Below are 24,952 nucleotides of genomic sequence, written 5' to 3'. Positions count from 1 at the left end.
TTACTGCATTCCGACTACCTAAACAAATGAAAATTCTCCTCATCGGCTACGGCAAAATGGGCCAGACCATTGGCGCGCTGGCCGCCCAGCGCGGGCACGAAATTACGGGCATTGTGGACCCGCACGCCAGCCAGTCGAACATCCGCGATTTCACGCCGGAAACCGTCGACGTTGCCATCGAATTCACCCACCCTGACTCGGCTTTTGCCAACGTGATGACCTGCCTGGGGCAGGGTATTCCCGTGGTGTGCGGCTCTACAGGCTGGCTGCATCATTTTGAGGAAGCCCGCGCCCTTACCACCCAGCTGGATGGCAGCCTGTTCTACGCCTCCAACTACAGCGTGGGTGTGAACCTGTTCTTCCACTTCAACGAGTACATCGCGGCCAAAATGGCGCAGTACGGCAGCTATGACGTGGCCATGCGCGAAATTCACCACACCCAGAAAATCGACCAGCCCAGCGGCACCGCCCTCACGGCGGCCGAAGGTATCCTGCGCCACTTCCCCACCAAAACCACCTGGCGCAACGCCCCCACCGAACTGCCCGCCGAGCTGGCCATCATCAGCGAGCGCACCGGCGACGCGGTGGGTACGCACATCGTCACCTACACCTCCGACGTGGATACGCTGGAGCTGAAGCACGAGGCCCACAGCCGCGAAGGATTTGCCCTGGGGGCCCTGCTAGCGGCCGAGTGGCTGCCCGGCCGCCCGGGCGTTTTCGGAATGAAAGAGCTGCTGGATTTGTAGTCCTTCCGGCTTTAGAGGCTGGCGCTGCGCGGCCCCGGCATTCTGCTACGTTTCTTTGACTGATATTCATTGCCAAGCCCAAGCTTGCTCCCCCCATGTCCCTGCTCAAAACCGACCCCACCACTCCGCCCCAGCCGACCAAAACGAAAACCCGCGAATGGGCCGATTCGCTGATTTTTGCCATCGTGGCCGCCACGCTCATTCGCTGGGCCACGTTTGAGGCGTACACGATTCCCTCGCCCAGCATGGAATCGTCGCTGCTGGTGGGCGACTACCTGTTTGTGAGCAAGCTGCACTACGGCCCCATCACGCCCCAAACGCCCTTGCAGGTGCCCCTCACGCACCAAACCCTTTGGGGCACGGGCATGAAAAGCTATTCCGACCTCATCCAGCTGCCCACGTTCCGGCTGCCGGGCTTCTCGGAAATCAAGCGCAACGACGTGGTGGTGTTCCATGTGCCCCACGAAACGCAATACCCCGCCGACCTGCGCACCAACTACATCAAGCGCTGCGTGGCCGTGGCCGGCGATACCCTCGAAATCAGAGACGGCAAGGTATTCCTCAACGGGAAGCCCGGCGTGACGCCTCCCGGCCTGCAAACCACGTACTTCATGCAGGTCGACAACCCCAACGATGAGGTGCTGGCCGCCCTGCGCGCCCAAGGCGTGGTCGACTACGACCAGCCCGGCGGCATGCCCCAGGCCGTGCCCGGCCCCACCCAGGGCACCTACGGCTACACCATCAGCTGCACGCAGACGGCGGCCGATTACTTCAAAAAGCAGCCCTACGTGAAGGACATGACGGTGCTCCAGCCGCAGGTTATGCTATTCCCCGACGTGGCCGATTTCCACGGCTCGATGGCCATAAGCGCCACCCCGCGCAACTGGAACCTCGACAACTACGGCCCGCTGCCCATCCCCAAAAAGGGCCAGACCATTGCCCTCTCCCCCGCCAACGCCGCCATCTACTTCAAGATAGTGGCCCGCTACGAGCATAACGAAGGCATTACCTGGCAGGATGGCATGATTTACCAGAACGGTAAAATGCTCACCAGCTACACCCTGAAGCAGAACTACTACATGATGATGGGCGACAACCGCCACAATTCGGAAGATTCGCGCTTCTGGGGCTTCGTACCCGAAGACCACGTCGTGGGCAAAGCCGTCCTCATCTGGCTCTCAACGGACCCCAACGCCGACTTCTGGCACAAAATCCGCTGGAGCCGCTTGTTCAATATCATTCATTAGGTCAGTTGAGAGTTAAAAGTGAGGAGTCAAGAGTTGCCAGGGCCATTCCTGCTAACTCTTAACTCCTCACTTTTAACTCTTAAGTAGGTAGTCAGTAATGAGTATTCAGTAGTCAGATTTCAGCTATTTAGGAATCAGTCAATTGATTTCTGTCTGACTACCGATGACTGATGACTGACTACTTAACTCCCTTTACCATTTCACCGGCGCCAACTTGTGCTCTACCAGCCAGGCATTGGCTTTGCTGAAAGGCTTGCTACCGAAGAAACCCTTATCGGCCGCATAGGGAGAAGGATGTACTGATTTTATAACCAAGTGCTTGCGCTCATCAATGAGCTCCAACTTCTTGCCCGCGTAAGCGCCCCAGAGGATGAACACGACGTGCTCCTTCTCGTTGGAAACCTTGCGAATAATCTCATCAGTAAATTCTTCCCAGCCTTTTTTCTGGTGCGAGGCCGGCTCGGTGGCGCGCACCGTGAGCGTGGCGTTCAGGAGCAGCACACCCTGCTCGGCCCAGCGGTCGAGGTTGCCGTTGGGCGCGGGGGCCGTGCCGGGGATATCGGCTTGCAGCTCCTTGAAAATATTGATGAGTGAGGGCGGCGTGCGCTGCCCCTCCTGCACCGAGAACGACAGGCCGTGCGCCTGATTTTTGCCGTGGTACGGGTCCTGCCCCAGAATTACGACCTTAACCTTATCGAACGGCGTGGCCTCGAAGGCGTGGAAAATATTGGAGCCCGCCGGGTAAACCGTGGCCGTGGCGTATTCGCCTTTCACAAACGCGATGAGGCGCTGAAAATAAGGCTTTTCGAACTCGGCGGCCAATACGGGCCGCCAGCTTTCGGCTATCTTTACCATTGAAGTTTTTGAGAAAATAAACGGGATTTGTGCGGCGTTCTGGAGCCAAATTTGCGTAAAACCAATTCTGGCGGGCGGCTGTTACGCCCGCAGCTACCTTTTAGCTCCGCCGATTATGCCCACCACCACTACGCAAGGCGTCACCGTTTCGGTTACGACCAATTACCTGCCCGACTACTCCAGCCCCGGCCAGGAGCATTTTGTATTCGCCTACAAAATCGATATTCGCAACGACAGCGAGTTCACCGTGAAGCTGTTGCGCCGCCACTGGCACATCCACGATGCCAATGGGGTGGTGCGCGAAGTAGAGGGCGAAGGCGTGGTAGGCCGCCAGCCCGTGCTGGAGCCCGGCGAGTCGCACCAGTACGTGAGCGGCTGCAATCTGAAATCGGGCGTGGGTAAAATGTGCGGCACCTACCTCATGGAGCGCCTGGCCAACGGCCAGGAATTCACGGTAGAAATCCCGGAGTTCACCCTGATGGTTCCGTATCGTCTTAACTGAGCTATTAGCTGGCAGCCATTAGCTGTTAGCTTTGTCCTGCTGATGGCAGCAGTAGCTAACGGCTAGCAGCTGAAAGCTAACAGCTAAAATCAGGTTGTTTCAACTCCTCGCCTACCTCCGCTTCTGGCTTCGTTCGGGCAATGCCCATGGCCTACACTCGCCGTTCGTGTTCGGCCTATACACTTCGGCCGTTCGGCACGAGGGCACCTACGGGACCTACGGGGCCATTGAGGCGCGGCGGCAGCAATTACTCGGCAGCCCGACCAGCATCAGCGTTACCGATTTGGGGGCGGGCTCGCACACCGGCGCGGGCAGGCAGCGGCGTGTGGCCGACATTGCCCGCACGGCAGCAAAGCCGGCCCATCTGGCGCAGCTGCTGTTTCGGCTGGTCAATTATTTCCGGCCCGCTACCATTCTGGAGTTGGGCACTTCCCTGGGCCTCACCACGGCCTACCTGGCCGCCGCCGACTCGCGCCATCCCGTCATCACCTTCGAGGGCTGCCCCAACGTAGCGGCCGTGGCCCGCGAAACCTTTGCGGCGCTCAGCATCGGCAATGTGCGCATTGTGGAGGGCAATATTGATGACACCCTCGCTCCCACCCTGGCGGCGTTGGGCAAACCCGTGGACTTTGCCTTTTTCGATGGCAACCACCGCTACGAGCCCACGCTACGCTACTTCGAGCTATGCCTGGCCCACCGCACCGACGAATCGGTGTTTGTGTTCGACGACATTCACTGGTCGGAGGAAATGGAGCGGGCCTGGGAGGCCATCAAAATCCACCCCGACGTGACGGTGACAGTAGATTTGTTTTACGTCGGATTGGTCTTTTTTCGGAAGAACCAGCCCAAGCAGCATTTCTCGCTGCGGGTATAATTGTACCGTGTGTACCGTGGACTCTGCGAGTCCGCGCGTGGACGAATATTCTGAACTGATGCCTGCGCAGACTGGCCCACGCGCGGATTCGCAGAGTCCACGGCACAAGGCTACGGCAGCTGGTTCAGCTCCACCTCGCCCCGGTCCTGAATGGCCTGGCGCACGCGCGTCAGCTTTTGCAGCAGGGCTTCGAGCTGGTCGAGCGGCAGCATGTTGGCCCCGTCGGAGAGCGCCGTGGCGGGCGTAGGGTGGGTTTCGATGAACAGGCCATCGGCTCCTACGGCAATGGCGGCTTTGGCAATGGTTTCGATGAGGGCGGGCTGGCCGCCGGTCACGCCGCTGGCCTGGTTGGGCTGTTGCAGCGAGTGCGTCACGTCCATCACCACGGGCACCTCGAAGCGGCGCATGGTGGGCAGGTTACGGAAATCAACCACCAGCTCGGAATAGCCGAAGGAATTACCGCGCTCGGTGAGGATGACGTTGGGATTACCGGCCTGGCGCACCTTGTCCACAGCCCATTTCATGGCCTCGCCGCTCAGAAACTGGCCTTTTTTGATGTTAACCACTTTGCCGGTTTGGGCGGCGGCTACCAGCAAATCAGTTTGCCGGCACAGGAAGGCCGGAATCTGGAGCATGTCCACGTACTCGGCGGCCAGCGCAGCCTCGGTCGATTCGTGAATGTCAGTGACCGTGGGCACGCCGATTTCACGCCCTACTTTTTGCAGAATGCGCAACGCCGTTTCATCGCCAATGCCGGTGAACGAGTCCAGCCGCGAGCGGTTGGCCTTGCGGTACGAGCCCTTGAAAATGAAGGGAATCTGGAACTTATCCGTCATGTGCTTGATGCGCTCGGCAATGCGCAGGGCCATGTCCTCGCCCTCGATGACGCAGGGGCCGGCCATGAGGAAGAACTGACCGGAGTTGGTGTGGCGGAAGTGCGGGAGGGTGTTGGCGAGGGCTTGGAGCATGGGTTTTGGGGGATGTAGCGCGAAACGGAAGCTTCGCGGAGCGTAGAACAAATTGGCAAGTGACGCGGCCGGACGCGAAGCTTCCGCTTCGCGCTACAACCTATTTCTTCTTCAGACAAATAAACAGCTCCCGCCCCTGCCGGGGCTTGAGCGAATTGGTAGCCGTTTCGAAATGGCGAAACGCAAAGTAGGGCGCGAAGTACGCCCGGTATTCTTCCCGGCTGCCACCGAACGGCGGCTCCTGCACGGGGCCGAAATCGGTATCGAATAGCAGGCCCATGAGCGTACCACCGGGCCGCAGCAGGTGGGTGCACTGGCGGGCATACGCCGGGCGCAACGCGGGGTTGAGGGCGCAGAAAAAGGTCTGCTCCACAATTAAATCGTAGGCCGGGGCGTTGGGCAGGGCAAAGAAGTCAGCCAGCAGCAGGTGTTCCCGGGGAAATTCGGGTACGCGGGCGGCCAGCGCCGCCAGGGCTTCCGGGGCAATATCGGCCACGAATACCTGCTGGAAACCCAGCTGGTGCAGATATTCGGCCTCGTAGGCCCGGCCGGCTCCGGGAATGAGGATGCGCGGCTGCGCGGCCACATCGAGCTGGTCGAAATAATCGCGCAGCGGCGGGGTAATGGTGTGGGCATCCCACCCGTCGCGGCCGGCAGCGTAACGTGCTTGCCAGTAGGCCGCATCGAAGTTCGCAGAAACCGTTTCCATGTGGCCGAAGTATAGAATAAACTTGCCAGGGCAATAAAGTCCCCTATTTTTACGCCAAAGGTACGCGGCGCACCGCGCCACCATCCTTGATTTTTTTCCCGCTACTCTCGCTTAACTATTCCCGCATGGACCCGAACGAAACCCCCGAACCCCGCTCCAACAACAGCCGCGTCCTCCTTTGGGTAGCCCTCGTGCTGGTGCTCCTAGGCATCAACGGCGTTCTGTTTTACCTCAACCAGCAGAAAGGCCAGCAGAACGAAGTACTGACTACCGAAGTAAAAGCCAAGGACAGCAAGCTTCAGGAGCAAATCAAGCAGTACGAAGCCCTGAAGGCTGATTTTGAGCGCCAAAGCTCAGAGCTGCAGGCACTGGGCCTGAGCAACGACTCGCTCGAATCCAAAATCGCCGGCGTGAATGCCGACCTGCTGAAGCTGCGCTCCTTTAAGGCCGGCAGCTTTTCTATTGCCCAGCAAAATCTGTTCAAGAAGCGCGCCCAGAACCTGGAAGGCCAGCTGCGCAAAAAGGACGACGACATTGCCCAACTGAAGAAGGACAACGAGTCGCTCTACACCGAAACCACCACCCTCAAGGAAAAGCAGAACCGCTTGACCGACACCATCAGCACGGTGGTGCGCAGCAATAAGGAGCTGGCCGAGAAAGTGGGCGTGGCCTCGCGCCTGCAGGCCGACAACATCCACGTCGCCATCATCACCTCCAAAAACAAGGAGAAGGAGGACGATAAGGAGGAGTTCAAAGCCAAGCGCGTGGAGAAAGTCAAAATCACTGCCAACCTGGCCCGCAACGACGTATCGCCCAAAGAAACCAAAGCAATCTACCTGCGCATTCTGGAGCCCGATGGCGCGGCCCTCTACAACCTGAGCACCGGCGGCGGCACCTTCACCGTGGACGGCCAAGAGGCTTTCTACACCCAAAAGCAGGACGTGGTGTACGACAACACCAAGCAGAAACTGGAATTTGTGTATGCCAAAGGGGCCGAGTACAAGAAGGGCCTGCACACGGTGGAGCTGTATGAGAGCGGCCAGCTGATGGGTAAGACGACGTTCACGCTCAAATAAGTCTGAACCGCAGATTCGTCGGATTTTGTTGCCGATTTTCAACGTATACCGAATACCCACAGTCATCAAAAAAGGCTGCCAATCGGCAGCCTTTTTTGATGACCTAAATCGGCCACAAAATCCGACGAATCCGATAAATCCGCGGTTCAGACAGCTCGCTCGAACTCATCCAGCTGAGCTGTAGCAGCGGCAATATCCTCAGCAAACAGCGTGATAACTGCGCCTTGCGGGGCCGTTTTTAGCACGTGGGCGATGGCATCGGGCTCCTTCTCGATGTAGGTAATTTTCAGGTCGGGCTTGTCGAGGCGCAGGCCGCGCTCCATGATTTCACGCAGGAATTCCTTCGTCTTACCGCGCAGGTCGCGGTCCTGGCGCAGAATAACTTCATCGAAGATGCGGCCCGCGATGCGGGCAAAGCCCAGCGTATCCTCGTCGCGGCGGTCGCCCAGGCCCGATACCACCCCGATTTTGTGCGTGGCCGGCGTAGCTTCCATGAACTCGGCGAATTTGGTAATGCCCGCCGTGTTATGGGCGTAGTCCACAATCACGTCGAACTTGGGGAATTTATAGACGTTCATGCGGCCCGGCGTTTTCGTGGCCGAGGGTACGAAGGTGCGCAACGCGGTTTTGATGTCATCGCTCTCAAACCCGGCCAGGTAGCCGGCCAGTGCCGCCGCCAGACAGTTCTCAATGTTGAAGCCCGCCCGGCCTTCAAACGTCACCGGAAACTCGGCGGCCCGGTCGATGCGCAGCTTGTAGCTGTTGCGGTAAATCGTGACATAGCCTTCCTCGTACACCGCCGCCACGCCGCCGGCCTCCACGTGCTCCAGAATACGCGGGTTGTGCTCGTTCATGCTGAACAGGGCCACGCGGCAATCTACAGTGCGGGCCATGGCGTACACCAGGTCGTCGTCGGCGTTGAGCACAGCCCAACCGTTTTTGCGCACCGTGCGAGGCAGCACGCCCTTCACGGCGGCCATTTCCTCCACGGTGTAGATGTCGCGCATGCCGAGGTGGTCGGCCGCCACGTTGGTCACCACTGCAATGTCGCAGCTATGGAAGCCCAGGCCCGAGCGCAACATGCCGCCACGCGCCGTTTCGAGCACGGCGTAGTTCACCGTGGGGTCCTTTAGCACAAACTCGGCGCTCTGGCCGCCGGTGCAGTCGCCGGTTTGCAGCTGCACGCCCTGGATGTAGATGCCGTCGGTGGTGGTGAAGCCGACTTTATAGCCCTTGCTGGCCACAAGATGCGCAATTAGGCGCGTGGTGGTGGTTTTGCCGTTCGTGCCGGTCACGGCAATAATCGGAATACGGGCCGTGCTGCCGCGCGGAAACAGCATATCCACCACCGGCGCGGCCACGTTGCGGGGCAGGCCTTCAGTGGGCGCGATGTGCATGCGGAAGCCGGGCGCGGCATTCACCTCAATCACCGCACCCCGGCTCTCGTTCAGCGGAATAGCAATATCGGTGGCCATCAGGTCGATGCCGCAGATGTCGAGACCCACGATGCCGGCGGCGCGCTCGGCCATCAGCACGTTGTAAGGGTGCATCTGGTCGGTCACGTCGGTGGCAGTGCCCCCGGTGCTGATGTTGGCCGTACTTTTCAGGTATAGGATTTCGCCGGCGGGCAGCACCGATTTCAGCGTCAGCTTGCGGGCTTTGAGAATATCCAGCGTGTGCTTGTCGGCCTTGATGCTGGTGAGCACCTTTTCGTGGCCAATGCCCCGGCGCGGGTCCTTGTTTACCTCATCAATGAGCTTCTGAATGGTGCTTTTGCCGTCGCCGGTCACGGCGGCCGGTGTGCGCTTGGCAGCAGCAATGAGCTTGCCGTTCACCACCAGCAGGCGGAAGTCGAAGCCTTCGATAAACTGCTCCACAATCACGGCCCGCGAGTACACCTGCGCAGCTTTCAGGCCCTCGGCGGCATCTTTCCAGTTCATGATGCGGATAGTGGCGCCCTTGCCGTGGTTGCCGTCGAGCGGCTTGGTCACGATGGGGAAGCCCAGTTCGTCGATGGCATCGCGCAGGCCCGCCTCCGAATACACGGTGGTGCCGCGCGGCACGGGCACGCCCGCATCATTCAGCATTGCCTTGGTGCGGTTCTTATTGCCGGCCACTTCCACGCCCGCGTGCGAAGTCAGGCTGGTGGTGGTAGCCCAGATGCGGCGCTGGTTCACGCCGTAGCCCAGCTGAATGATGCTGGTGTTCTTGAGCTGGATATAGGGAATGTTGCGCGAAGCGGCCTCCGCCACGATGCTGTAGGTGCTCGGCCCGAAGAATTCATCTTCTCGGATTTCGTGCAGCTCGGTGATGATGGGCTTCAAATCCACCTTTTCCTTGCGACATACGGCTTCTACCACTTCCACGGCAGCCTCGGCGGCGCGGCGGCCAGCGCGCTCCTCCTGGTAGGCAAATACCACGTACTCCACCCCTTCCTCCTGCGCCGGGTAGCTCTTGCCCCAATACACGAGCATGGCGGCCTGCCGCTGCAGCTCCAGCGCTACATGCTGGATAACGTAGCCCAGCGGCTCGCCATCGTTCAGCGCCTCCAGGGTCAGGGGCTGGTGCTTGGCGGCCTGCTTACCGCTCATGCCGCCCGGCTGCACGGTCCCGATGTTGGGAAATAGCTTCATCAGCCGCCCGGCAAACCCCGGCACGGCATTCGACCACTGGCCGGCAAACTCCTGTAAATCAACTTTGGCAACGATGAGCTTATGGTGCTTCACAGACCAGTAGCTCGGCCCGCGCATGGTGCGGAGGTCAACAATCTTCATAAGGGATGGGGTGGTAAAAGTCGGAGTTCAGGCGCAAGTACGGCCAATGGCCCAGCTTGGCTACGAAATGTAGGCATAATGCGGCCAAAACCCGCCACCCGCCCCATTATCCACGAAAAAAGCCCCATCGGCCGGGTGGCAAATGGGGCTTTTCGAAGCATTGCTGCTGAGGTGACGGGCGGATTCGAACCGCCGTAGGAGGTTTTGCAGACCTCTACCTAGCCACTCGGTCACGTCACCAGTAGTGGTCTTTTGGGAGAGCAAAGGTAAGCAGCCGGTTTGGGCTGGGCAAGGTTTCGGCACAAAAAAAGCCCCGGCGCATGCGCCGGGGCTCCTTTCTGCAACTAAGCTAGGCGGTTAGGCTTTGGCTTCGTCGTCTTTTTTGTCGGCAGCGTCGTCACCGGCAACCAGGCCTTTGGCCTTGTCCACCAGGTCACCGGCTACTTCCGAAGCCTTGTGGAAAGCTTCCGAGTGCGTCACAGCGTCTACAGCGTCGGCAGCGGCGTGCTTCACGGTGTCGAGGGCAGCAGCAGCAGCACCGGTGATACCGGCCAGCAGGCTACCTTCCTCAGCAGCTTCAGCGGGAGCGGCTTCGGCGGCAGCAGGAGCAGTGCCTTCGATGGTGGCAGCAGCCTTAGCGGCAGCCTCCGGCGTAGCACCAGCGGTAGCACCTTTGCCAGCGGCAGCACCGTCCTCCAGCGCCTGGGCGTTGTCGGGGCCAGCGGCGGGAACGTCGGCAGGCTTGGTAGCAGCAGCAGCTTTCAGCTTCTGCTCACCAGCCTTGCGCTCGTTGCCCATCATCTGGTCGCGCAGGGCGCTCAGGGCGTCGAGGTCGCCGAGGGTCGACTTCTCTTCCGTCTTCTTCAAGTCGCTGATTTTGCCTTCACCCTGGGTTTCGCCCGCTTTGGTGTTGGTTTTCTTCTTGAACTTGGAGTTACGGCTATCGTCTTCAGCAGCGGCAGCCTTGTCAAACACAGCCGTGTGCGAAAGCACGATGCGGCGGTCATCCTTCGAGAACTCCGTTACGCGGAAGTCCAGCTGCTCGCCGTTCTCGGCGTTCGAGCCATCCTCTTTCACCAACGACTTGGGGTAAGCGAAGCCCTCGATGCCGTAAGGCAATTCGAGTACCGCGCCACGCTCCGACTTCTCGGTGATGGTAGCCTTGTGTACCGAGCCGGGGGTGAACACCGTCTGGAAAGTATCCCAGGGGTTTTCTTCCAGCTGCTTGTGGCCCAGGGCCAGGCGACGAGCGCCGAGGTCCAGCTCCAACACTACTACGTCCAGCTTATCGCCCACCTTCACCATTTCCGATGGGTGCTTGATTTTCTTGGTCCACGACAGGTCGGAAACGTGCACGAGGCCGTCCACACCCTCTTCCAGCTCAACGAACAGGCCGAAGTTGGTCAGGTTGCGCACGAGGCCGCTGTGCTTGCTGCCCACGGCGTACTTGTCGGCGAAATCGCCACGGGTCCACGGGTCTTCGGTCAATTGCTTGATGCCGAGGCTCATCTTGCGGTCTTCGCGGTCGAGCGTCAGAATCTGCGCTTCTACCGTGTCGCCCTGCTTGATGAAGTCCTGCGGGTTGCGCAGGTGCTGGCTCCAGCTCATTTCCGAAACGTGGATGAGGCCTTCCACACCGGGTACCACTTCCATGAAAGCGCCATAGTCGGCCACGTTCACGATGCGGCCCGATACTTTGGAGCCCGGCTGCAGGTCGGCCGGCAGCGAATCCCACGGGTGAGGAGTCAGCTGCTTCAGACCGAGGCTGATACGCTTCTTGGCTTCGTCGAAGTCCAATACTACGATGTTCAGTTTCTGGTCCAGGGTCAGCACTTCGCTCGGGTGAGCGATGCGGCCCCACGAGATGTCCGTGATGTGCAGCAGACCGTCGACACCGCCGAGGTCGATAAACACGCCGAAGTTGGTCATGTTCTTGATGTTGCCTTCCAGAATCTGGCCTTTCTCAAGGTTGTTCAGGATAGCCTCACGCTGCTTCTCGAGGTCTTTCTCGATGAGTACTTTGTGCGAAACCACTACGTTGTCGAAAGCGGAGTTGATTTTCACCACTTTCACTTCCATGCGACGACCAACATAAATGTCGAAGTCACGGATGGGCTTCACGTCGATTTGCGAGCCGGGCAGGAAGGCTTCTACGCCGTCGAGCTCCATGATGAGGCCGCCTTTGGTGCGACGCTTCACTACACCTTCGAGGATGGTATCCAGCTCGAGGGCATCGTAAATAGCCTTCCAGGCCTGCTTGATTTTAGCTTTCTTACGGCTCAGGATGAGCTGGCCGTTGATGTCTTCCTGGTCTTCGATGAATACCTCCACCGTGTCACCGATTTTCAAGTCGGGCAGGTCGCGGAATTCAGTAATCGACACCAGACCATCGGATTTGAAGCCGATGTTCAGGATTACGTCGCGGTCGGTGATGCCAACCACGGTACCCGTCACTACTTCTTCTTCCTGGACAGTGGTCAGCGTGTCGCCGTACATCTGCTCCATCTCGGCGCGCTGGTCGGCCGAGTAGTTTCCACCAAAACCGGTGGCTCCGACATTATCCCAGTCGAAATCGTCAATCAATTCTGCCATAATAGCTTTTGGGTACCGCTTAGATAAACGAGAAGGCCGGTACCCGGGCCAATTCGCGGTTCTTATTGAACACCTTGCCGTTGTGCACCAAGGCCCGCCACCCTGGCGGGGGCGCAAAGGTACGGGTTTTCAGACGGTTTTGCTAACAACTTATTCGGCCAGCACCCTAGCTATTCCTACATTTACGCACCCTTTCAGCCGCTATGCGCTACTTCCATATCTTCTCATACTGCACTTGCTCTATTGCTGGGCTGACAGGTTGCAGTGCGTACAATAGTGCCGTTCGCAGTTTTTATAATCTTCACACTAATAGCTACCGACTTGCAGAGGCACGCATTATTCAATTATACCGGGAAGGCACATTTCGAACAAACGCTGACTCCCTGACGAACCTAATCGGCCGTAGCATCCCCAATTTTCCCCTCGACAGCGCTACAAATGGGTGGTCGAGCGATGGGTACCGGAAGTATCCGCTCGGAACTGCTGTTCAGCAGGACTTTGTGGTGTTTTCGCCCATCAGTCAGACCTACTATTTCTATGAAATAACGAACTGCGGGGTGCTTTCGGATGTGATATACACCTGTCTTCTATCATGCAGCGAGACCCGGATACCGGACGAAGGATAAGTGTTCAGTGGCAGGATGCGGGCCCAAGCCTGCAGGAATTTGAAAACAAGTTGTTGCTAATCATCCTTCAAAAATTTGAGCAGCGCAAACAAAGGAGCTACAGCTTATTATTGTCGGAAGCCACAATCTTACTCTTGTACCACGCAACCTAGCTCGATACCATAGAGTAGAGGAAGAAGTCAATTCACAAAAAACTTCTTCTAATGGCTTACATCAAAGCAGGCAACGACGCAGCTGGGCATCCGGTCCAGATTTTTTACGAAGATTGGGGCCAAGGTGCACCGGTAGTGCTCATTCACGGCTGGCCGCTCGACCATACCATGTGGGAGCATCAGGCGGTGGCGCTGGCGAAGGCCGGCAAGCGCGTGATTGCCTACGACCGGCGCGGTTTCGGCCGTTCGTCGCGTCCGTGGGGCGGCTACGACTACGACACGCTGGCTTCGGACCTGAACGCGCTGCTGACCGAACTCGACCTAACCAGCGTGACGCTGGTGGGCTTCTCGATGGGCGGCGGCGAAATTGCCCGCTACATCGGCAACTACGGGCAGGAGCGGCTGGCCCGCGTGGCCTTCGTGAGCGCCGTGACGCCTTTCATGCTGCAAACCGGCGACAACCCCGACGGCGTGCCGCAGAAAGTATTCGACGGCATGCACGAGGGCATTCTCAAGGACCGGTTTGCTTTCCTGGAGAGCTTCGCCAAGGATTTTTACGGCCAGAGCATGATTAGCCACCCCGTGAGCCAGGCCGTACTGAACTGGAACCAGACGGTGACCACGCTGGCCGCGCCCAACGCCACCGACGACTGCGTAACCTCATTCTCGGGTACAGACTTCCGCGACGACCTGAAAAAGGTGACCGTGCCTACGCTCGTGATTCACGGCGACAAGGACCAGACGGTGCCCTTCGCGGTAAGCGGCGAGCGCACGGCCAAAATGGTGGCTGGCGCGGAGCTGAAGGTGTATGAAGGTGCGCCTCACGGCCTGTTCTTCACCGAGAAGGACAAGCTGACGGCTGACCTGCTGGCCTTTATTGGTTAGCAAAAGCTGTTTCGCAACAATGCAAAAGGCCCCGACGCAATTGCGTCTTGTCCTTACCCAAAACTTTTGAAGAGCGCCGGCCGAGAGGCCGGCGCTCTTTTTGTAGGCGGTTGGTAGCTTGCGGGCATGAGCATTTCAACCGGTTTTGGCAACGCGCAGCAGTGGGCGCACACGCATTTTGAGGGGGTGTCGCTCGGCGACGTGCGTCGCAGCCGGCGGGTATGTACGCTGGCGGCGGGCTGGGCGCGCGAGCCCGGCGCCAGTATTCCGCGCCTGAGCCAGGGGCAGGTCTACGCCGGTAAGGCCGCCTACCAGCTACTGGGCCACGCCCAGGCCACCCCCGATGTTCTGCAAATCCATCACCGTCAAGTGGTTGCACAGCAGCTGCAGGCCCCCGGCACGTACCTGCTGGTCGAGGACACCACGGAGCTGAGCTGGCCCGAAGCGGCCGAGCGCCGGGCGGGCCTCGGGCCGGTCGGGCCAGGCAAGGCCACGAGCCAGGGCGTTCTGCTGCACTCGCTGGTGGCCGCCGCCTGGCCGGCGCAGGACCCGAACCCGACGGCCAAACGGCCCGCCTTGCCGCTGCTGGGCCTGCTCGACCAGCAGTATCACGTGCGCCAGCCCGTGCCCGAAGCCGAAAAAGCGCACCCGAACGGCGGCTCGCGCCCCCGCCAGGGCCGCGTGCGCGAATCGGCCCTGTGGACCCAGAGCCTGCGGGCGGTCGGCAGTCCGCCGCCAGGGGCCCGCTGGGTGGTGGTGGCCGACCGCGGGGCCGACATTTACGAGCACCTACAGCAGTGCCAGGCCCAGGGGCTGGGCTTCGTGGTGCAGGCCGCCCAAAACCGGGCCCTGGTAGCCGGGGCGGCCAAAACGCCGGCCGGCCGCCTCTTCGCCTCGGCGCGGGCCCAACCCAGCGCCGGCACGTTCGTGCTGGCCCTGCGCGGGCGGCCCCGCCAGCCGGCCCGCGAGGTGGTGTTGCAGGTCAGTTTCACCCTGGCCCTGGCCCTGCGGGCCCCGCAGCGGCCGGGCGGGGCCACCGGCAAGGGCGAACCAGTGCCCGTCGGTCTGGTGCGGGTCTGGGAAGAACGGGGCCCGGACGCCGCAGGGCCCGGCCTGGAGTGGCTGCTGCTCAGCGACCAGCCCGTCACCGACTTCGCCCAGGCCCTGACCTGCGCCCGCCAGTACGCGAGCCGCTGGCTGATTGAGGACTTCCACAAGGCTCTAAAAACGGGGCTGGGGGCCGAAAAGCTGCAACTGCAAACCGCCCACCGGCTCTTCGCCGCCGTGGCCCTGCTCAGCGTGGTGGCGCTGGCGCTGGTGGACCTGCGCGAGAAAAGTCGGCTGGAACCGGATGCCCCGCCGAATCCGCCGGCTTGACGACCAATGAGTTGCGGGTGCTGCGCCACCAGCGCCGGCGCCCGCTGACCACGGTGCGCGAGGTCTACCTGGCCCTGGCCGCACTCGGCGGCCACCTGGGCCGCACAGGCGACGGGCCGCCCGGCTGGCAAAGCCTCTGGCTCGGCCGCCGGAGCCTGCGCCTGCTCGTGGAGGGGGTCAACAGGGCCGCCCAACTACTAGACGAATGACAGACAAAAAAAGCGCCGACCTACCGGCCGGCGCTTTTTGAGTTTTGGGTAAGGACAAGACGCAATTGCGTCGGGGCCTTTTCTGTTCTTCTGTTATCGTTCAACGACGAGACGCAAATATGCGTCTCTACGCGGCGCGGCCCATCTGGCGCAGGAACATGACGTGCGACACGACGGCCGAGCGGGTACGGGCGTAGTTATTGTATTTCACATCGAACTCATCGCACACCTGCTGCACAATCTTGCTGATGGCGGGGTAGTGCACGTGCGAAATCTTGGGGAACAGGTGGTGCTCAATCTGGAAATTGAGGCCGCCTACCAGCCAGCTAACCACTTTGTTATCGGTAGCAAAGTTGGCCGTGGTGCGTACTTGATGGATGGCCCACTCGTCTTCGAGCTTGCCAGTGGTGGCGTGGGGCATGGGGAAAGCGGCATCTTCCACAGTGTGGGCCAGCTGGAATACCATACTCAGGACCAGGCCAGCAACGGCAGTGCTCAGCATAAAGCCGGCAAACCAGGGCAGGAAGCCAACCATGTAGATGGGCAGAGCCACATAGAGCAGGAGGTTCAGGACTTTAAAGCCCCAGAAGCTGACGTGCTCGCCGGTATTCATTGGTTTGAGGCCGATGGCGCCGATTTGACGGGTGAAGTATTTCTGGTAGTCCATGGCGAAAATCCAGGACGTGTAGAGCATGCAGTAAAGGGCCCAGAAGTAGAGGTGCTGGTAGCGGTGCAACGGGTGCTTGGGCTGGTCGGGGGTCATCCGCATCCAGGGCTGGATGTTGATGTCGTCGTCGTGGCCCTCAATGTTAGTGTAGGTGTGGTGGATGAGGTTGTGCTTGGAGTTCCACATGTAGGGGCTGCCGCCGAGCACGCCGAGCGTGTAAGCCGCGATGCGGTTCATCCAGGGGTAGCGCGAGAAGCTACCGTGGGCCCCGTCGTGCATCACGTTGAAGCCGATAGCCGCGATAACGCAGCCCAGCAAGGCGCATTCGAGCAAGGCCCAGCCGGTAGCAGGCGTGAAGAATACGAGATGCACGTAGAGCGCCACCATGATGCCGACCAGCAATATCGCCTTGAACAAGAGGCTGGCATTACCCGTCATTGGCCGGCCGGATTCTTCAAAGTATTGATTTATCCGGGTTTTCAGCTCGGTGTGAAACGAGCGGGTGGCAGCGAATTTGGGTAAGGCCATGGACAGGAATTGGGGGATGATGAAGGACAAATGTACTTCGCCTCAACCCTGCCCGACCAAACTTAGTTTAGATAGGCGTGCCAGTTCTGGTCGATAGTGCCGGCCGAGAGGCGGAGGAAGCCCGCCAAGGTCGGCTTTTTGGGCTGCTGCCGGATGGTCAAACCCGCTTCATTAGGCGTTTGGTGGCCTTTGGCGTGGTTGCAGCGGGCGCAGGCCGTGAGCAGGTTGGTCCACGAAGATTCTCCACCGCGCGAGCGGGGCACGACGTGGTCGAGCGTGAGATTCTTGGGCGAGCCGCAGTACTGGCACTCGAAATGGTCGCGCTTGAAGATGTTGTGGCGGCTCAGAGCAATGCCCTTGTAGGGCACGCGCACGTAGCGCTGCAAGCGGATGATGCTTGGCTTGGGGTAAGCCTGCGAAATCGTTCGGAGCGTGCCGTCGGACTTGGCTACCATTTCCGCTTTGTCGAGAAACAGGAGCACAAACGCCTTTTGCACGCTGCACAGGGTGATGGCGGTATAGTCGCCATTCAGCACTAACACTTTTTGGTCCATACACGCGTTGGGTTTCGGATAACCCGCCGAAAGCTAGCGGTTTCCGAGCAGATAAACAAGCGTGTGGGGGTTAAGTTCAGCTGGGCAATCAGGGACGAAGCAAGACCGTCATGCAGAGCGCAGCGAAGCATCTTGCTCGCAGCAGTAATCCAATCGAATGAATTAGTGGTGGCAGGCAAGATGCTTCGCTGCGCTCTGCATGACGGCCTTTTTACTCTTGCTCCCCCCTACTCCGGCAACAGGCGCTTTATCAGCCGCAGCTTGTGCGAATACTTTTGCCGGTCGCGGTTGTAGATGCCGTTGTGGTCGAGCGGGTCGAGGCGGACTTCGCCGTGGGCGTGTAGAATCTGGCCCTCGTCCATCACCATGCCGACGTGCACGATGCGGCCTTCGGCGTTATCAAAGAAGGCGAGGTCGCCGAATTTGGCCTGGGGCACGAAATGCACGGGGCGGCCGTGGTCGATTTGCTGGCGGGCATCGCGCGGGAGCTGGATGCCGAGCAGGCCATAAAGCTGCTGGCAGAGGCCGGAGCAGTCGAGGCCGAAGACACTCTTGCCGCCCCACACGTAAGGTGCCTTCAGGTACATGACGGCGATTTTGCGCAGCAGAGCCGCCTGGCGGGCGGTATCAGGCGCGGCGGCGGGGTTGGTGGCAGTGCCGTTGTAGAAGTAGTTGCGCTCGCCGATACGCACATTCATGCCATCGAAAAACGGCAGGCGGCAGCCCAGGGTGAGCGGGATTTTGGTGGTAGCGTCGCTCACGGCCTGCACTACGTCGAGGGCGCGGGGGTGGTCCTGGGCGCGCCAGGCGGCGTAGTACTCGGGCGAAACGGGCGTGTGCTGCTTGGCATCAATCCAACCTATGTAGTCGTCGGCGGCGAGCTGGACCTGCAGCCAGCTTTCCTGCTTCACCAAAATGTGGTAGCACTCGCCAAAAAGCAGTTGGGTAACGAGCTCGGCCCGGTCGTTGGGCTCGGCGCGGACGGGGACGGCGCTGAGCGCGCAGATGCCGGGATTCAAAATAATGTGAGAATGTGGGTGATGTGGAAATGTGAAAATTAATTTCTGTTCACGCTTTCACAGACTGCAAAGATGCTACTATCGCCTCAAACAGAGTCATTCAATTATCACATTTCCACATCACCCACATTCATCACATTCTTTCCATGTCGCGCTTCTGGGCTTTTTCCTTGAGGTCGTTGCGCTTGTCGTAGAGCTTTTTGCCCTGGGCGAGGGCGATTTCGATTTTAGCAAAGCCGCGGTCTGTCACGAACAGGCGCAGGGGGATGATGGTGAGGCCCTGGTCTACAGCTTTGCCAGCCAGCTGCTTGAGCTCGCGCTTGTTGAGCAGGAGCTTGCGGGTACGCATGGCGTCGTGGTTGTTGTAAGTACCTAAGGAATAGGGCGCGATGCGGATGCTGTGAATCCAGAGGTCGCCGCGCTGGTCGAAGGTGCAGTAGCCATCGGTGAGGTTCACGTTGCCTTCGCGGATGCTTTTTATTTCGGTGCCTTGCAACATCACGCCCGCGTCGTACTTGGCCAGGAAGGTGTATTCGTGGCCGGCGCGGCGGTTTTTGATGTTGATGATAACAGGTTTATCGTCTTTGGCCATGATGGGAATTCGGTAGTCAGTGTGGCATAAGCTTCAGCTTGTGCGTTTTATCGTTGAACGTTCGTCCGCACAAGCTGAAGCTTATGCCACAAACCTACGTCAGCTTCAGGCGCGGGTTGGGGCTGCTGAGCTGGGTGGCGAAGTCGCCGGCTTCATACTGAAAATGCGCGGTCATGGCGACCATGGCGGCATTATCGGTGCAAAAGGCGAAATCGGGAATGAAAACCTGCCAGTTTTGGGCCACGGCTTCGGCCTCCAGGGCGGTACGCAGGCCGGAATTGGCGGCCACGCCGCCGGCCAGCGCCACCTGCGTCAGGCCGGTATCGGCGGCGGCGCGGCGGAGCTGGCGCAGCAGCGTAGCCACAATGGTGTGCTGGATGCTGGCGCAGAGGTCGGGCAGGTTTTCGGCCACGAAATCGGGGTTGGCGGCTACTTCCTTTTTCAGGAAGTACATCACCGACGTTTTCAGGCCGCTGAAAGAAAAATCGTAGCCGGGCATGGCACCTACCGGGAAGGCGAAGCGCAGCGGGTTGCCCTGGCGGGCCAGCTTGTCGAGGTGCGGGCCGCCGGGGTACGGCAGGCCGAGCAGCTTGGCGGTTTTGTCGAAGGCTTCGCCGGCGGCATCGTCGATGGTCTGGCCGATGACTTCCATTTCCAGGGCCGATTTCACTACCACCAGCTGCGTGTGGCCGCCGCTCACGGTGAGGCAGAGGAAGGGGAAATCCGGCTTGGGGTCGCGCAGGAAATGGGCCAGGATGTGGGCGCGCATGTGGTTCACGGCCAACAGCGGCTTGTCGAGGGCCAGGGCTAAGGTCTTGGCGAACATACCACCTACCAATAAGGAACCCAGCAGGCCGGGACCCTGGGTAACGGCCACAGCATCGAGGTCGTCTTTGGTGATGCCGGCTTCTTTGAGAGCGGCCGTGACGACGGGCAGCAGGTGCTGCTGGTGCGCGCGCGAGGCCAGCTCGGGTACTACGCCGCCGTACTGCTCGTGGACTTTTTGGGTGGCCACGACGTTGCTCAGCAGCTGGCCGCCGGCCAGGACGGCCGCGCCGGTGTCGTCGCACGACGATTCGATGGCGAGGATAATGGGGTAAGCGGGCATGGGTTTAATCGAAGTTGGGTGCGCAAAGGTCGCACTACGGCGCAATAGCGTTGAACCACGGCCCAATGGTGGCCGTTCCATTGGCCTGATAGTTGGCTACGCCGACCTTTGATTGCCGGTAACGACTAAAAAACCGCAACTTTGCGGATTAACCCGCGTTTCCCGCGTTCATTCCTCCTGCCCCGGTGCGTCGTTTCCTCTTCATTCTGCTAAAAATACTACTGGGCATGGGCCTGCTGCTGGTATTGGCTATTGTGGGGGCGCTGGTGGCGTTGCGCATTCCAAGCGTGCAAACACGGCTGGCCCGCGAGGCGGCCGACATGCTGACGCGAAAACTGGGCCAGCAGGTGACGATTGGCGGGGTTGATATCCGGCCCTTCTCCCGCGTGCTGCTCGATGGGGTGAGCGTGAAGGACCGGCGCGGCGGCGAGCTATTCAGCATTGGCCGGGCCGATGCGGATATTTCGTTGTTTTCGGTATTCGACCCGAGGCATTTGCACATTGCCACGCTCACGCTGAATGAGCCGCGCTTCGAGCTGAAAAACCTACCCGGCCAGCCCGACTCCACCACCTTCAGCCAGTTTATGGCCTCGGTGAAGCGGCTGATTGGGCCCTCGACAGACACCAGTAAGTCGGCCCCGTTCGATTTTCAGATTGCCAACGTAGCCCTGCGCAACGGCCATTTCGCCATTGAAAAAGGCGACCTGCCGCACGCCAAAACCTACGGCCAGAGCATCGACTACGACCATTTGCTGGTGGACAGCATCTACGCCGACATCTCCAAAATTCGATTCGAAGACACGCTGCGCATGCGCATCAGCCAGCTGCACGCCGTGGAAACGCCCTCCCGGACGCCGCTGCGCGAAATCACGGCGGATATGACGTATGGGCCGCATTTCTGGGAATTCAAGGACTTAAGCCTGCGCGTGGGCCGCAGCCAGATTAAGGATTATGTGCGGTTTGAGTTTCGGGTATTTGGCAACTTTACCGATTATAATGACTCGATGAAGACCATTGCGCACCTGCGCAACTCAAAGGTTTATTCGGATGATATTGCCAAGTTTGCGCCGCAGCTGAGCGAAATGCACGAGTCGGTAGCCATTTCGGGCGATGCCTCAGGCTACGTGCGCGATTTCAAGGTGAACAACCTGGACGTGCGCTACGGCACCGGCACCCACATTGTGGCCAAGCGCGCCCACGCCGACGGCCTGCCCAACTACAAGGAGAGCTTTATCGACCTACGCCTGCTGCCCTCGGTGGTGGTGGCCAATGACCTGAAAAAGTGGCTGCCGGCGGCGGCCAACACGATTGTGCAGCGCCTGGGCAAAGTAAAATTACAGGGCCAGGTGCTGGGATTCTACAACGATTTCGTGGCCAATGCCTCGTTTGATACCGCCCTGGGCTTCGTGGCGACGGACGTGAACCTCAAGACCAAAACCGACCTGACGCACGCTACTTACGAGGGCACGGTGCGCTCCAATGCGTTCGAGCTGGGCAAGTTTCTGGGCGATGAAAGTGTAATCCGGGACGTGACGCTGAATGGCCGTGTGGCGGGCACGGGCTTCCTGCCGGCTTTCGCGCAGGGCAAGGCCAAGCTCACGGTGCCGGCCATCTGGCTGAATGGTTACCGCTACCACAATATTGCGTTTGATGGCGACTTCCGGCCGCTGCACTTCAACGGCCACGCGAGTGTGAACGACCCGGCCGTGCGCCTGGTGGCCGATGGCCACATCGACCTGGAGCGCAAGCACGAAAGCGTTGACCTCAAGACCAAAATCGACTTCGCCAACCTGCGCACCCTCGGCCTGATGAGCCAGCCGCTAACCGTGAGCACCACGGCCGACGTGAAGTTTAAGGGCGTGCAGCTCGATTCGCTCATTGGCTACGCCTACCTGCGCCACTCGCGCTTCATGTTCGATGGCCGCAAGCTCGACCTCGATACGCTGGACGTGGTGAGCACCCGCAGCCGGCTGAACCAGCGCCGCGTAACGCTGCGCTCGGAGGCGCTGAACGCCAGCCTGGCCGGCACCTTCAATACCTCCGATGTGGTGCGCGACGTGCAGACGCTCATCACCGAGTACCGCCTCAATTTTGAGAGCAATGCCGCCGCTACGGCCGATTATTACCGGCGCAAGCGCCAGCGCACACTGCCGGTGTACCAGGTTGACTTACTGCTGAATCTGAAAAAAGCCAACCCGCTCCTGACGCTGTTTGTGCCCGATTTGCGGGTGGCCGATGGCAGCCGCATCGACGGCTCGTTCCGGAACGGGGCCACGTCGATTTTCCAGCTCGGCGGCCACCTCGACAGCCTGCGCTACGGCCCGGTGCAAACGGTGAACGACGACTTCGACTTCCTCACCTCGAAGCTGCCTTACAAATCCGATATTCTGGCCCAGGCCAGCATCACGAGCGACCGACAGGTACTACCGGGGCTGGGCCGCACCGAGAAATTTATTATGGAAGGCGTGTGGGACCAGCAGCGCATCAACTTCTCGACCTCGCTGGCTCAGACGGGCACTACCAACAAGGCCACCATTAACGGTTCGCTGGGTTTCCTGGCCCGGGCGGTAGAGGTGATTTTTCGGCAATCCGACGTGCACCTGCTGGATGAGAACTGGACCATCGCGGAGAACAACTCGGTGCGGATTTCGAACTACGGCAAGGAATTCGACATCAAGAACCTGACTTTCAGCAACGGCGAGCAGTTTGTGGGCGCGCAGGGCATCATCTCGCCCGATGCCAGCCAGCCGCCATTGCAGCTGCAAATCAAGGATTTCGAGTTGGCCACGCTCAAAACGCTGACCGGCCAGAACCTCTCAGGCCGCGTGAATGCCCAGGGCACCGTGAGCGGCGTGTACGGCCCGCTGGCCATCAGCAGCACGCTGGGCGTGGACTCGCTGAAATACGACGGCACGCTGATTGGGCAGGTGGCAGGGCGCGGCGACTGGGACAACGCCGCCGGCAAGTTGCGCGTGAACATGGACGTGGCCCGCGCCGGCCAGTCGGTACTGACCGTGCTGGGCGAAATTGCACCGCGAGACCAGACCAACCAGTTCAACCTCACCGGCACCCTGAACGATGCGCCCATTGTGCTGGCGCAGCCTTTTCTGGGGTCGCTGTTCAAAAACCTGGGCGGCACCGGGCGCGGCGAGCTGCGCCTCACGGGCCTGTTTGGCGCGCCCAATCTGCTGGGCTACGTGGATGTGAGCAACGGCCGCCTCACCTTCGGCTACCTGGGCACCACATACACTTTTGCCGACCGCATCAGCTTTACTGACAAGTCGATAGAGTTCCACAACATCAGGCTGCGCGATGTGCTGGGCAACACCGGCACCGTAGACGGCATTGTGAACCACCGCGGCTTCAAGGATATGAGCCTCGACATTGCGGCTAATTTCCGCAAGATGCAGGTACTCAACACCACGCGCAAGGATAATGAGCTTTATTTCGGCACCGCCTATGCCACCGGCACTGCCCGCATAACCGGCCCCACCGATGACCTGGACGTGACCGTACGGGCCAGCAGCGAGGCCGGCACCCGCGTCAGCCTGCCCCTCGACAACACGGCCAAGGCCGAGAAGGCCGGCTACATTAAGTTCGTGAATAACAATCCGGTGGGCGATACCGTCATCACGAAAAAGGCCATAGTGGTAGCCGCGCAGGACAAAGTGGACCTGTCGGGCATCAAGCTCAACATGAACCTGACCATCACCCCCGAGGCTTATGTTGAGATTCTGCTCGATGAAAGCACGGGGGATGTGATTCGCGGCTCGGCCGCCGGGCAGTTGCGCATGGCCATTGATACGCGCGGCGAATTCAACATGTACGGGCAGGTTGAGATTGTGCGGGGCGCGTACAATTTCACGCTGCAAGGCCTTATCAACAAGGAGTTTGTGGTGCGGCCCGGCGGCATTATTTCCTGGAACGGCGACCCACTGGCCGGCGAGATGAACGTGACAGCAACCTACACGCAGCGTACCTCGCTGGCCCCGGTGCTGGGCGCGGGCTCGTCGGGCAGCGTGGCCGTGGTGCCCGTGACGGCCGTGATGAACCTGACCGGGCCGCTGCTGCTGCCGGCCATCAAGCTCAACCTGGAGTTCAACGACACGCCGGGCACGCTCCAGGGCGACCTGGCGGCCTTCACCACTTCGCTACGCAACGACGAGCAGGAGCTCAACCGTCAGGTTTTTAGCTTATTGGTTTTCAAGCAGCTGTCGCCGCCAGGCTCATTTGGCAACACCATTTCCATTCGGGGGCAGGACAACACGGCCTTCAAAAGCCTGGGCCAGGTGCTGAGTACCCAGCTCGGCCTGCTCACTTCGCAAATCGACCAGAACCTGGAAATTGACTTCAACATCAACGGCATCACCCCCGAGCAGCTGCAGGCCCTGCAAGTGCGCCTCAGCTACTCGTTCTTGAATGGGCGCCTGCGCGTGACGCGGGAAGGCGGCTTTACCAACAACCCCAACCTGGTGAACAGCGCCACGGGCGGCACTTCCACCATCCCCACCAGCACCGGCAACACGGCCGGCCAGGCCTCCCTGCTCGGCGACCTCAGCCTGGAATATTACCTGCGGCCCGATGGCAAGTTTCGGGCGAAGCTGCGCTACGAAACCACCCCCCGCGACCTGGAAACCATCAATCAGCCCCGGGCGGGCCTTTCGCTGCTGCACACCGAGCAGTTCAACTCGTTCGGGGAGCTGTTCACCCGCAAAAACCCCGGAAAGAAGGAGCGCAACACCCAGAAAGCCCGCGAAAGCAAAGAAGTGATGACGGTAGACGAGGACCCGCGCACGAACTTGTGAGGAGTTGGGGGATAAGGAATAGGGGATAAAAGAATACTGCCCGTATTCCTTTATCCCCTATTCCTTATCCCCTGCTACCTTTGCCGG

General features: G+C 60.1%; 18 protein-coding genes, 1 tRNA gene and 1 pseudogene. 9 read left to right on the top strand and 11 right to left on the bottom strand.

Annotation, left to right across the window (positions count from 1 at the left end; genetic code table 11):
* The first annotated feature begins 26 nt into the window (after positions 1-26).
* Together dapB and lepB are read left to right on the top strand one after the other, a co-directional pair.
* Complete coding sequence (dapB, locus tag KQ661_RS09260; protein ID WP_216680358.1) at positions 27-746, top strand: 4-hydroxy-tetrahydrodipicolinate reductase; 720 nt, start codon at positions 27-29, stop codon at positions 744-746.
* Between the two features lie 95 nt (positions 747-841).
* Complete coding sequence (lepB, locus tag KQ661_RS09255) at positions 842-1,993, top strand: signal peptidase I (RefSeq protein ID WP_216680357.1); 1,152 nt, start codon at positions 842-844, stop codon at positions 1,991-1,993.
* A gap of 192 nt (positions 1,994-2,185) precedes the next feature.
* Here lepB and KQ661_RS09250 read toward each other — a convergent pair whose 3' ends face one another.
* Positions 2,186-2,848 (bottom strand): uracil-DNA glycosylase, encoded by a 663-nt coding sequence (locus tag KQ661_RS09250; RefSeq protein WP_216680356.1) that lies wholly within the window; start codon positions 2,846-2,848, stop codon positions 2,186-2,188.
* Between the two features lie 115 nt (positions 2,849-2,963).
* Between KQ661_RS09250 and apaG the strand changes: the two genes are divergently transcribed.
* Both apaG and KQ661_RS09240 read left to right on the top strand, forming a co-directional pair.
* Entirely contained in the window at positions 2,964-3,350 is a 387-nt protein-coding gene (apaG, locus tag KQ661_RS09245) for a Co2+/Mg2+ efflux protein ApaG (protein WP_168674439.1), read from the top strand.
* 94 nt (positions 3,351-3,444) lie between these two features.
* A complete protein-coding gene (locus KQ661_RS09240; RefSeq protein ID WP_235726952.1) occupies positions 3,445-4,224 on the top strand; it encodes an O-methyltransferase in 780 nt (259 codons plus the stop codon).
* Between the two features lie 110 nt (positions 4,225-4,334).
* Here the strand turns inward: KQ661_RS09240 and kdsA are convergent, their stop codons facing one another.
* Both kdsA and KQ661_RS09230 read right to left on the bottom strand, forming a co-directional pair.
* Entirely contained in the window at positions 4,335-5,192 is an 858-nt protein-coding gene (kdsA, locus tag KQ661_RS09235) for a 3-deoxy-8-phosphooctulonate synthase (protein ID WP_216686246.1), read from the bottom strand.
* Between the two features lie 100 nt (positions 5,193-5,292).
* Positions 5,293-5,901, bottom strand: coding sequence for a methyltransferase domain-containing protein (locus KQ661_RS09230; protein ID WP_216686245.1), 609 nt, complete (start codon positions 5,899-5,901; stop codon positions 5,293-5,295).
* 125 nt (positions 5,902-6,026) lie between these two features.
* On the opposite strand from KQ661_RS09230, the gene KQ661_RS09225 reads away from it, so the two are divergent.
* Positions 6,027-6,977: a hypothetical protein gene (locus tag KQ661_RS09225; protein ID WP_216680353.1), complete on the top strand. Its 951-nt coding sequence runs from the start codon at positions 6,027-6,029 to the stop codon at positions 6,975-6,977.
* Between the two features lie 146 nt (positions 6,978-7,123).
* Here KQ661_RS09225 and cphA read toward each other — a convergent pair whose 3' ends face one another.
* The 3 genes and pseudogenes from cphA to rpsA form a co-directional block, all read right to left on the bottom strand.
* Positions 7,124-9,751, bottom strand: coding sequence for a cyanophycin synthetase (gene cphA / locus KQ661_RS09220; RefSeq protein ID WP_216680351.1), 2,628 nt, complete (start codon positions 9,749-9,751; stop codon positions 7,124-7,126).
* A gap of 169 nt (positions 9,752-9,920) precedes the next feature.
* A tRNA-Cys gene (locus KQ661_RS09215) sits at positions 9,921-9,991 on the bottom strand.
* 546 nt (positions 9,992-10,537) lie between these two features.
* Positions 10,538-12,343 (bottom strand): annotated as a pseudogene (rpsA, locus tag KQ661_RS09210) (30S ribosomal protein S1); the annotation flags it as partial.
* 829 nt (positions 12,344-13,172) lie between these two features.
* On the opposite strand from rpsA, the gene KQ661_RS09205 reads away from it, so the two are divergent.
* The 3 genes from KQ661_RS09205 (at position 13,173) to KQ661_RS09195 (ending at position 15,592) form a co-directional block, all read left to right on the top strand.
* Positions 13,173-14,006 carry an alpha/beta fold hydrolase gene (locus KQ661_RS09205; protein ID WP_216686244.1) on the top strand — a complete coding sequence of 278 codons (834 nt, stop codon included), beginning with the start codon at positions 13,173-13,175 and terminating at the stop codon, positions 14,004-14,006.
* Positions 14,007-14,132: 126 nt separating this feature from the next.
* Positions 14,133-15,383 (top strand): IS4 family transposase, encoded by a 1,251-nt coding sequence (locus tag KQ661_RS09200; protein WP_216686243.1) that lies wholly within the window; start codon positions 14,133-14,135, stop codon positions 15,381-15,383.
* Entirely contained in the window at positions 15,380-15,592 is a 213-nt protein-coding gene (locus tag KQ661_RS09195; RefSeq protein ID WP_216680348.1) for an IS4 family transposase, read from the top strand. Before KQ661_RS09200 ends, KQ661_RS09195 begins: the two co-directional genes overlap by 4 nt.
* A gap of 127 nt (positions 15,593-15,719) precedes the next feature.
* On the opposite strand, the gene KQ661_RS09190 is transcribed toward KQ661_RS09195, so the two are convergent.
* The 5 genes from KQ661_RS09190 to tsaD form a co-directional block, all read right to left on the bottom strand.
* Positions 15,720-16,787, bottom strand: coding sequence for a fatty acid desaturase family protein (locus KQ661_RS09190; RefSeq protein WP_216680347.1), 1,068 nt, complete (start codon positions 16,785-16,787; stop codon positions 15,720-15,722).
* A gap of 62 nt (positions 16,788-16,849) precedes the next feature.
* Positions 16,850-17,341, bottom strand: coding sequence for an HNH endonuclease (locus tag KQ661_RS09185; protein WP_216680346.1), 492 nt, complete (start codon positions 17,339-17,341; stop codon positions 16,850-16,852).
* Positions 17,342-17,568: 227 nt separating this feature from the next.
* On the bottom strand, positions 17,569-18,360 hold the full coding sequence (locus KQ661_RS09180; protein ID WP_226915781.1) for a C40 family peptidase: 792 nt from the start codon (positions 18,358-18,360) through the stop codon (positions 17,569-17,571).
* Between the two features lie 133 nt (positions 18,361-18,493).
* Positions 18,494-18,952 (bottom strand): SsrA-binding protein SmpB, encoded by a 459-nt coding sequence (smpB, locus tag KQ661_RS09175; RefSeq protein ID WP_216680345.1) that lies wholly within the window; start codon positions 18,950-18,952, stop codon positions 18,494-18,496.
* A 94-nt stretch (positions 18,953-19,046) separates the two neighbouring features.
* Complete coding sequence (gene tsaD, locus KQ661_RS09170) at positions 19,047-20,060, bottom strand: tRNA (adenosine(37)-N6)-threonylcarbamoyltransferase complex transferase subunit TsaD (RefSeq protein WP_216680344.1); 1,014 nt, start codon at positions 20,058-20,060, stop codon at positions 19,047-19,049.
* Between the two features lie 185 nt (positions 20,061-20,245).
* Here tsaD and KQ661_RS22800 point away from each other — a divergent pair, with 185 nt between their 5' ends.
* A complete protein-coding gene (locus tag KQ661_RS22800) occupies positions 20,246-24,865 on the top strand; it encodes a translocation/assembly module TamB domain-containing protein (RefSeq protein WP_216686242.1) in 4,620 nt (1,539 codons plus the stop codon).
* The last annotated feature ends 87 nt before the right edge of the window (positions 24,866-24,952 follow it).

The organism is Hymenobacter siberiensis, from assembly GCF_018967845.1.
GTDB classification, from domain to species: Bacteria; Bacteroidota; Bacteroidia; order Cytophagales; family Hymenobacteraceae; genus Hymenobacter; species Hymenobacter siberiensis.
This window is presented reverse-complemented; position numbering and strand designations above follow the sequence as displayed.